Origin of the sequence: Arthrobacter ipis, assembly GCF_014694315.1 — a bacterium.
In the GTDB taxonomy this organism is placed as follows: Bacteria; Actinomycetota; Actinomycetes; order Actinomycetales; family Micrococcaceae; genus Arthrobacter; species Arthrobacter ipis.
This window is the reverse complement of record NZ_JAAOXD010000001.1, coordinates 346,804-355,596: the sequence shown is the minus strand read 5'-3', so window position 1 is coordinate 355,596 and position 8,793 is coordinate 346,804. Positions and strand designations below refer to the sequence as shown.

Sequence of the window (8,793 nt, the reverse complement as noted above, 5' to 3'; positions counted from 1 at the left end):
CGCAGGCGCGCGAGGCCGTCCGGCTGCCGGCGCCGGTCCGGCCCGCAGCCGCCGTGCCCGGCGGAGTACAGTCGGCAACGCCCGGCGTGACGCCGTGGCTTACGCCTGCCAAGGACTTCTACCGGATCGACACCGCCCTCAGCATTCCGGAAATCAAGGCGGAGGAGTGGGAACTGCGCGTGCACGGACAGGTGGAGCAGGAGGTCCGGTTAACCTTCCAGGACCTCCTCGACGCCGACCTGATCGAGTCCCATGTGACCCTCACCTGCGTCTCCAATCCCGTGGGCGGCAACCTCGCCGGCAACGCCAAGTGGCTGGGGCTCCCCATCCGCGAGGTGCTCAAACGGGCCAGGCCCACTGCCGGCGCTGACATGGTGCTCTCCACCTCCGTCGACGGGTTCAGCGCCTCCACTCCGCTGGAGGTCCTGCAGGATGACCGCGACGCCATGCTTGCCATCGGCATGAACGGCGGCCCGCTGCCGCTGGAACACGGCTATCCCGTGCGCATGGTGGTGCCGGGACTGTACGGGTTCGTGTCCGCCACGAAGTGGGTGGTGGACCTGGAGGTGACCCGCTTCGCCGACAGCAAGGCCTACTGGACGCAGCGCGGCTGGTCGGAGCGCGGACCCATCAAGACGATGGCCCGGGTGGAGGTGCCCAAATCATTTGCCGTGGTGAAGGCGGGGAAGGTGGCCATCGGGGGCACCGCCTGGGCGCAGACCCGGGGCATCACCAAGGTTGAGGTGCAGATCGACGGCGGCGACTGGACCGAGGCAGTGCTCTCGGAGGAGGCCTCCGTGGATACCTGGCGGCAGTGGTCCTTCGCCTGGGACGCCACGCCCGGTTCGCACTACGTCAAGGCGCGGGCAACGGACGGGACCGGCGAGGTGCAGACGGAGAAGCGCGCCGATCCCGTGCCGGACGGCGCCTCCGGCTGGCAGTCGGTCATGGTCACCGTTGAGTAGGCTGTGCTGTTACTGGGCGTCTTGGCGGTGTAAAAGCCGGCCGGGCGCCCTGGACGGCTCCCGGGGAATGCCGCCGCCGAGCCATAGACTGGGCCTATGGCCCTAACTTCGCACGCCACGTTCACTGTGGATTCTGCCGTCGAACTCGCCGTGGTTGAACGAAGCGGATTCGTGGAGTCGCGCCATATCGGCGCGGCCGTGGTGCTCGCCGCGGACGGCCACGTGGTCACGCAGCTGGGCGACATCTCCACCCCCATCCTGGCCCGCTCCACGCTCAAGCCCCTGCAGGCGCTGGCCTCCATGCAGTCCGGTGTTCCGCTGCGGGGCGCCCAGGTGGCCCTCGCCTGCGCCAGCCACACCGGGTCGCTCGACCACATGGACGTCGTCGAAGGCATGCTCAAGGCCGCGGGCGTCAAGGAGGACCAGCTGCAGTGCCCCGCCGCCTGGCCGCAGGACGAGACGGCACGCACCTGGCTGACCCAGTCTGAGCGGGGCAAGTCCCGGCTGGCCTTCAACTGCTCGGGGAAGCACGCGGCCTTCCTCTGGGCCTGCACCGAAAACGGGTGGGACACGCACAGCTACCTGGAGCCCAACCACCCGCTGCAGCAGCGCATCCGCACGGTGATCGAGGAGTATTCCGGCGAACAGATCGCGCACCTGGGCATCGACGGCTGCGGAGCACCGGTGGCCGCCATCTCACTGAGCGGCCTGGCCCGCGCCTACTCCCTGCTCGCCAAGGCCCCCTCCGACAAATCCGCCAACGCCCGCGCCGCCACCATCGCCACCTCCATGCTGGACTACCCGTGGGCGGTCCAGGGCAGGGGTGAGGCCAACACCGTCGTGATGGAGGAGCTGGACGTCATCGCCAAGATCGGCGCCGAGGGCATCCTGGTCATGGCCACGTCCCAGGGGGTCTCCGTGGCCCTCAAGATGCTCGACGGCAACCTGCGGGCCACGTCGCTGGTCGGGCTGACGCTGCTGGCCGCATGCGGAGCCGTCGACATCCCTGGCGTGTCCAGCGTGCTCGAGAAAGTGGTGGAGCCGGTCCTCGGCGGTGGCCGTCCCGTGGGCAAGATCCGCCTCGGCCATGCCGTCTCGGCCCTGCTGGACTAACGTACTTTTAGCTCTTCAAGGAGGCCCCGGTGGCAGTTGCACGCCGCAGAATCGACCCGGCCGACGGCAAAGCGGCCCTGGCCCAGTGGACGGCAGGTGCCGTCCCGCCGTCGGACGCTGCTCCGGCGAGGGCCGCTCCGGCCGTCCCCCGTTCGGTGATCGCGACGGCGGTGCGCTACTCGCTTGAGGAGGTCACCGCCCGCGCGCCGGGGAATTCGGTGGAGGTGCGGGTGCCGCCGTTCGGCGTCACCCAATGCGTGGAAGGCCCGCGGCACACGCGCGGCACTCCCCCGAACGTCATCGAGTGCGATGCTGCCACCTGGCTTGCGATGGTGACGGGACGGCTGAGCTGGACGGACGCCGTCGGCGCCGGACGCGTGGCCGCCTCCGGCCTGCGCGCAGACCTGTCGGCGCTGCTCCCCTTCTGACGCAGCACGACTTAACGCAGCCGGCTTAACGAGGCAGGACCCCGCCCCAGACTGACTGCTCAGCCGGGGACGGGATCCTGCCTTCAATCCTCTGGAGTTTTTGTCCAGATATCGCGACTTCAAGGGCCTTCAGCGGACGATGTCTGGACAAAATCTCCGTACGTCATTCGTGGTTGATGGCGGCGGACGGCCTGCTCATCTGGAACTCGGGCATCTCACCCGGGTTCGGGCCGCCGCGGAACTTGGGCGAGGCCTCCCCGCCACCGCTGATCCGCTCCAGTTCCTGCTCCTGGAAGTCCTCCTCCACGCCGAGCATGACCGCCGAATCGTGGTTGGTGATCTCGCCACGGAATGCCCGGACCATGACGCTGCGGTCGAACTGGCCCTCCCACTTGGAGACCACGAAGGTTGCCACGCAGTTGCCCAGCAGGTTGACCACCACGCGCATGGAGTCCATGAGCCGGTCGGCCCCGAGGAGCAGGGCGACGCCGGCCACCGGGAAGATTCCGAGCGCGGCTGCCGTGGCGGACAGTGCCAGGAAGGACGAGCCGGGAACGCCGGCCATGCCCTTGGAGGTCAGCAGCAGGACGCCGAGGGCCGCGAGCTGCTGGCCGAGGTCCAGGTGGTGGCCGAAGGCCTGGGCGAGGAACAGCAGGGAGATGGACAGGTAAATCGCCGCACCGTCCAGGTTGAAGGAGTAGCCCGTTGGCACCACCAGGCCGGTGGTGGCCCGGGAGCATCCGGCATTCGTCAGCTTGGTCATGATGCGCGGCATCACGGCTTCAGTGGAGGCCGTGCCCAGGGCTAGCAGGAATTCCTCGCGGGTGTACTTGAGGAACTGCCACAGCGGAACCCGGGCGAAGCTCCAGGCCACGACGAACAGGAGCCCGATGAAGATAACAGCTGCGCCGTAGCAGGCCGCGATCAGCATCGCGTAGGTGCCGAGGGTGTCCAGCCCGTACTGGCCAATGATGAAGGCCATGGCACCGAAGGCACCGATCGGAGCGACCTTCATGATCCAGGACATGATCTTGAAAACGAGTTCCAGGACCGTCTCCATGAGGCTGACCACCGGCAGGCACCGCTCGCGGCCGATGACGACGATGGCGGCGCCGAAGAACACGGAGAAGAACAGGACCTGCAGCAGGCTGTTGTTGGCGAAGGCGCCGATAACGCTGGTGGGGATGACGTCCAGGATGAACGCCGCTGCGTCCTTCGGCACGGCGTGGCCGGTCTTGGCGTCGACAGCCTCTTGGGACAGGGTGCTCGGATCGATGTTCAGGCCCGCTCCGGGCTGGACGATGTTGCCGACAATCAGGCCGAAGACCAGGGCGAAAAGCGTGGCCGCTGTGAAGTAGAGAAGAGCCTTGACTCCTACCCTTCCGACCGCCTTGACGTCGCCAACGGCCGAAATTCCAGTAACGATCACGAGGAAGATCAGCGGCGCGATGATCATCTTGATTAGCTGGATGAAGCCGTCACCGAGCGGCCTCAGTTGAGCGCCTAGGTCCGGCCAGAAATGCCCTGTGAGAACACCTGCCACGACGGCGATCAGAATTTGGAAGAAGAGCGACCTATAGAGGGGCTTCTTCTTCGACGGCACCGAACTCGCCTTCAGCGCCGAGGAATCTGGGATCTTCATTGACCTGTACCTATCAATTGGGAACTGCCCCGGATCGGGGTCTGTCTCCAACGTAACCCCGGTCACATTATTCCGCAAGAGGAAATTCAGTTTTCACGATGCGGAAGTCAAAACACCGGTCACAATTGAGTTTTTGTCCATTTGTTGGGAGTTGAAGTCCCTCCAGCGGCCGATATCTGGACAAAAACTCTCTCATTTCCGCCAGCCCCTGCTTGCGCAGCGCCTGCCTCACCCGCGATCGGGCGCGAGCCGCGCCTTCTGCACCCGGTAGACGCTGTTGGCACGTCCACGAACTTCCGCAGCTCGGCCAGCCGCACCTTGCGACCTTCGGCGGCCCGAAGTGCCTGGCGTGCTCACTGACGATGGTGTCGCCGGCCACCACAAGGTCGTCGATGGGCAGGACGGAGCCAAGGTCCACCCACGTCCGGGCCACGGATGTCAGCCTCAGGCCGTCGACCTCCACGAGATCGCCCTCGCGGACCTTGAGCCGGTGCCCGGCGATGCCGCGGCGGCGCGGAAGCGTACCGCAGTTCTCTCTGGAGAGGTGAAGGAACCGTCCAGGCTCCCGGAAATGCGGTCCGTTTTTCTTGCCCCACGGCACCGGTTCGACGACGGCGGTCACCGGCCCGCCGTCGTCGGGCCTGAACTCCGCCCACGGCGGCAGCGGAACGCCGTGGACTTCCGCTGCGGGGACGCCGGCGTCGGCCGCCTCGGGTTATCCACAGGCCGAACTTCGAGGCCGCGAGTTTTGTGCAGATATTGGCCGCTGAAGGGCGTTTAAGTCGCGATATGTGGACAAAGACTCGGAGGCAGGGAGAGTCAGCCGCGGCCTATAAAGGGCATGCCGGCTGCCGTAATCACCACCGAGCCCACGCTGGCCGACGGCGGCATCCCCGCCATCATCAGCACCGCCCGTGCCGCGTCCTCCACCGGGAACATCGGTTCCACCCGGCGGCTGCCGTCCGCCTGGAGCGCCCCCGAGCCAACCCCGATCGTATCCATGATCTCCGTGGCCGTGTTCCCGATGTCGATCTGCCCGCAGGTGATGCCGAACTCCCGGCCGTCCAGCTCAATGCTCTTGGTCAGGCCCGTCATGGCGTGCTTGGTGACGGCATAGGCAACAGTGCGCGGACGTGGTGAATGCGCGGAGATCGAGCCGTTGTTGATGATCCGCCCGCCCTGGGGCGACTGCGCCTTCATCGCCCGGACGGCCGCCCCGGCGCACAGCACCGAACCGGTCAGGTTCACCGCGACCGTGGCCTCCCAGTCCGCCAGGCTGATCTCGTCCACCGATGCCGCCGGGCCGAAGACCCCGGCGTTGTTGAACAGGACATCCACCCGGCCCCAGCGCCGGAGGACAGAAGCGAAAAGGCGTTCGACGTCGTCGGGCACGGTGACATCGCACGGCACCGCAAGCGCCTCCGGGTGCCCGTCCGCCGTTTCCAGGAGTTGCGGCTCGCGGCGGCCCGCCATGGCCACCCGGTAACCTTCCCCCAGCATCTGCCGCGAAACCGCCCGGCCGATGCCGGAACCGGCGCCAGTAACGACGGCGACCCGCCCGGACGTGGGTGGAACGGTCATGCTGTTCTCCTGTGTTGTTGAAACCTGGGCGGTTGTTGGAACCTCAGGCGCGGGTGGGAACGCCATCCGCCGCCAGCGGCCAGCCTATGACGGTCTTGGGCCGCGGCGTGGCGTACGTCCGCACCTTGGACGTGGAGAGCTGCATGCGGACCAGGGACTCCGCGATAGTCACGGCGGCCGTAACGCCGTCGACGACTGGCACTCCGGCGCGCTGCCGGATCTGTTCGTCCAGCCCCGCCATGCCGCCGCAGCCCAGCACGATCACCTCGGCTTTGTCATCGCGGACGGCGAGCAGCGCTTGCCTGATGATGGCCTCGACCGCCCGCTCCGGCTCCTCCTCGAGCTCCAGCACGGCCATCCCGCTGGCCCGCACGGAAGCGCAGCGGGCGTCGAGGCCGGCCAGCTTCAGCCGGTCCTCAATGAGCGGCACGGCACGGTCCAGGGTGGTGACAACGGAATACTTATGGCCCAGGAACATGGCCGTGCTGGCCGCCGCCTCGGTGATGTCGACGACGGGTACGTCCAGCAGCTCCTGCAAACCTTCCCGGCCGTGCTCGCCGTAGCCGGCCTGGATAACGGCGTCGAAGGGTTCGGGATAGTTGACCACCCGGTCCATGACGGCGATCGCGGCCAGGTAGCTCTCAAAGTTGCCTTCGCAAGAGTCCGCCCCGAAGCGCGGCGTGATTCCTATGATCTCCGTGCCGGGGGCAGCGATGCTGCGCGCCTGGGCGGCGATGGAGTCGGTCATGGACTGGGTGGTATTGACGTTCGCAACGAGTATGCGCATAGGTTCCTCCTGGATGGGGTCGGCTCTCAGTGGTTGCTGGCGACGGCGATGGCCTCGCCGTCGGCGTCCTCAAAGCGCTGCTTGCGGTCGGCAATCACGTAGTAGCTCAGTGCTCCGACGCCGGCACCGAAGAACCAGGCAAACGGTGCAGCCGGCTCGAAGGCAGGGAGGAAGGCAACGAGGATGGCCAAGATGGCTGCCGGCACCAGCGCGATGATGGCCCGCGGGTTGACGCCCCGCTTGTAGAAGTAGGCTCCGTCCGGGTTCTCGGTGTAGAGCTCGGGAACGTTGACCTTTCCGCGGCGGAGCAGCCAGTAGTCCGCCATGACCACGCCGAACAGGGGTCCAAGCAGTGCACCCAGCCCGCCCAGGAAGTACACGATGACGAGGGGGTTGTTGTAGAGGTTCCACGGCAGGATGACCAGGCCGATGGTGCCGCTCACCCAGGCTGCCCTGCGGAAGTTGAGCCGCTTGGGGAAGAGGTTGGTGAGAGCATAAACGGGGGCAACGAAGTTCGCCATGAGGTTGACCGCGATGGTCAGGATGAGGATCGCAAGGCAGGCCAGCACCAGGAACAGGGCGTTCGGGATGCTTTGGACGATGTCCGACGGAGTTTCGATGATGGTGCCGTTGATCTTGTACTGCCCGCCGGCCAGGACCACCACGATGGCGCCGAAGAGGAGCATGTTGATCGGGATGCCCCAGAAGTTTCCGCGCACGATGGCCTTCTTGGACACGGCGGAGCGGGTGAAGTCGCAGAAGTTGAGGACAAACGTCCCATAGATGGACACCCAGAGCGCGCCGCCGGCGAAAATTGTTCGCCACATCTCGCCGCCCTCAAGGCCCCGGATGCCGGTCCACTGGATGGAGCCCCGCGCCTCGATGAAGACCCAGACAGCCAGCAGCACCATCGTCAGCAGGATGACCGGGCCCGCGAAGGCCTCGTACTTACGGATCATCTCCATGCCGAAGCTGACGATCACGAGCTGCACAATCCACAGCCCCACGAAGGAGATCCAGCCCAGCGTGGACAGGCCGAGGATCGAGTTGGTGTCCATGTCATGAAGGGACGGGACCATGGCCACCAGCATGACGCGGAGCACCACCGAGGCAAGGAACGTCTGGATCCCGAACCACGCGACCGCCACGGCGCCGCGCAGAAGGCTGGCCAGTTGGGCGCCGCGGATGCCGAAACTGATGCGGCTCATGACGGGAAACGGAACACCCGTCTTCTGCCCCATGAAACCGGAGAAGCTGAGCAGCACGAAGAGGAGAACCGCTCCGATGGCCAGGGCCATGAGGATCTGCCAGCCCCCGAGGCCGAGGGAAAAAAGTCCGACGGCGAACGCGTAGTTCCCGAGGCTGTGCACGTCGTTCGCCCACAGGGTGAAGATGCTGTACGCCGTCCAGCGGCGTCCTTGCCGCTTGGTGGGTGCAAGGTCGGTGTTGTAGAGGGTGGGGCTGATGTCGTGGCCGGCGGCGGCGCTGGCCGCTTCGCACAGGGCGTCGACGCCGGCGGCGGGATGAACCGGCTGGCCCGACAACGGCGTCGCGCCTTCCGTTTCGACGCCGACTGAGGGGGTCGTCTGCATCTGGTTCTCCAGTTTCTGGGATCTTCGCGGTGGTGAGCCCTTGATCGGCCGGTCATGACCGGCTGATTATTGCTGTTATTCCACATCGCGAAACAAACTTGTTGAATAGTGAAATAAGCGTATGACCTGCATCACCTTAGGGTCAAGAAGCCGGCCACCTCGCAGTGGTCACAATCCGTCCGCTAGGTTCCGCGCGACGCGGTACCGCCAGAAGTACATGCCGGCGTTTGACCCGGATCCAACGCGCCGGATAATCTCGAATAGCAAGAATGTTTTCTCACAATACGAAAACATGAGCCCAACATTCAAAGATGAAACGAGGCTGCCGTGGCTGCAGGAGAAGATACCTCCCATATCCTCAGCGGGTTGACTAACCAGCTGCCTGATCGTGATCCGGAAGAGACCGCCGAGTGGGTTGAGTCCCTGGATGCGCTGATCAGGGAACAGGGCACGGAGCGTGCCCAATACATCATGCGCAGTCTCCTGCAGCGTGCCGGCGCGCAGAGCGTCGGGGTTCCGATGGTGACCACCACGGACTATGTGAACACGATCCCGGTGGACCAGGAAGCGCAGTTCCCGGGCAACGAGGAATACGAGCGCCGCTACCGGGCCTACATGCGCTGGAACGCGGCGGTGATGGTGCACCGGGCGCAGCGGCCCGAGATCGGGGTGGGCGGGCACATCT

8 protein-coding genes and 1 pseudogene are annotated in these 8,793 nt (G+C 65.9%); 4 read left to right on the top strand and 5 right to left on the bottom strand.

Annotated elements, in window-relative coordinates:
* From G9E11_RS01580 to G9E11_RS01570, 3 genes are all read left to right on the top strand, one after another.
* On the top strand, positions 1–965 hold a 965-nt coding region (locus tag G9E11_RS01580; RefSeq protein ID WP_190602351.1), incomplete at its 5' end, for a molybdopterin-dependent oxidoreductase.
* Positions 966–1,061: 96 nt separating this feature from the next.
* Positions 1,062–2,078, top strand: coding sequence for an asparaginase (locus G9E11_RS01575; protein ID WP_190602349.1), 1,017 nt, complete (start codon positions 1,062–1,064; stop codon positions 2,076–2,078).
* Between the two features lie 29 nt (positions 2,079–2,107).
* Complete coding sequence (locus G9E11_RS01570) at positions 2,108–2,506, top strand: sterol carrier family protein (RefSeq protein WP_190602347.1); 399 nt, start codon at positions 2,108–2,110, stop codon at positions 2,504–2,506.
* A gap of 163 nt (positions 2,507–2,669) precedes the next feature.
* On the opposite strand, the gene G9E11_RS01565 is transcribed toward G9E11_RS01570, so the two are convergent.
* From G9E11_RS01565 to G9E11_RS01545, 5 genes are all read right to left on the bottom strand, one after another.
* A complete protein-coding gene (locus tag G9E11_RS01565) occupies positions 2,670–4,148 on the bottom strand; it encodes a cation:dicarboxylate symporter family transporter (RefSeq protein ID WP_190602345.1) in 1,479 nt (492 codons plus the stop codon).
* Between the two features lie 67 nt (positions 4,149–4,215).
* On the bottom strand, positions 4,216–4,770 hold the full coding sequence (locus tag G9E11_RS01560; RefSeq protein ID WP_190602343.1) for a hypothetical protein: 555 nt from the start codon (positions 4,768–4,770) through the stop codon (positions 4,216–4,218).
* A gap of 197 nt (positions 4,771–4,967) precedes the next feature.
* Positions 4,968–5,729 (bottom strand): SDR family oxidoreductase, encoded by a 762-nt coding sequence (locus G9E11_RS01555; RefSeq protein WP_190602341.1) that lies wholly within the window; start codon positions 5,727–5,729, stop codon positions 4,968–4,970.
* Between the two features lie 43 nt (positions 5,730–5,772).
* Positions 5,773–6,516: an aspartate/glutamate racemase family protein gene (locus G9E11_RS01550; protein ID WP_190602339.1), complete on the bottom strand. Its 744-nt coding sequence runs from the start codon at positions 6,514–6,516 to the stop codon at positions 5,773–5,775.
* 26 nt (positions 6,517–6,542) lie between these two features.
* Positions 6,543–8,108 carry an NCS1 family nucleobase:cation symporter-1 gene (locus tag G9E11_RS01545; RefSeq protein ID WP_190602337.1) on the bottom strand — a complete coding sequence of 522 codons (1,566 nt, stop codon included), beginning with the start codon at positions 8,106–8,108 and terminating at the stop codon, positions 6,543–6,545.
* A 327-nt stretch (positions 8,109–8,435) separates the two neighbouring features.
* Between G9E11_RS01545 and G9E11_RS01540 the strand changes: the two are divergent.
* Positions 8,436–8,793 (top strand): annotated as a pseudogene (locus tag G9E11_RS01540) (pyruvate dehydrogenase (acetyl-transferring), homodimeric type); the annotation flags it as partial.

What these genes read in the sequence shown, in the direction of transcription:
- G9E11_RS01575 (WP_190602349.1), top strand. Translation starts at nt 1,062, where the DNA reads ATGGCCCTAACTTCGCACGCCACGTTCACTGTGGATTCTGCCGTCGAA.
- G9E11_RS01565 (WP_190602345.1), bottom strand. Translation starts at nt 4,148, where the DNA reads ATGAAGATCCCAGATTCCTCGGCGCTGAAGGCGAGTTCGGTGCCGTCG.
- G9E11_RS01555 (WP_190602341.1), bottom strand. Translation starts at nt 5,729, where the DNA reads ATGACCGTTCCACCCACGTCCGGGCGGGTCGCCGTCGTTACTGGCGCC.
- G9E11_RS01550 (WP_190602339.1), bottom strand. Translation starts at nt 6,516, where the DNA reads ATGCGCATACTCGTTGCGAACGTCAATACCACCCAGTCCATGACCGAC.
- G9E11_RS01545 (WP_190602337.1), bottom strand. Translation starts at nt 8,108, where the DNA reads ATGCAGACGACCCCCTCAGTCGGCGTCGAAACGGAAGGCGCGACGCCG.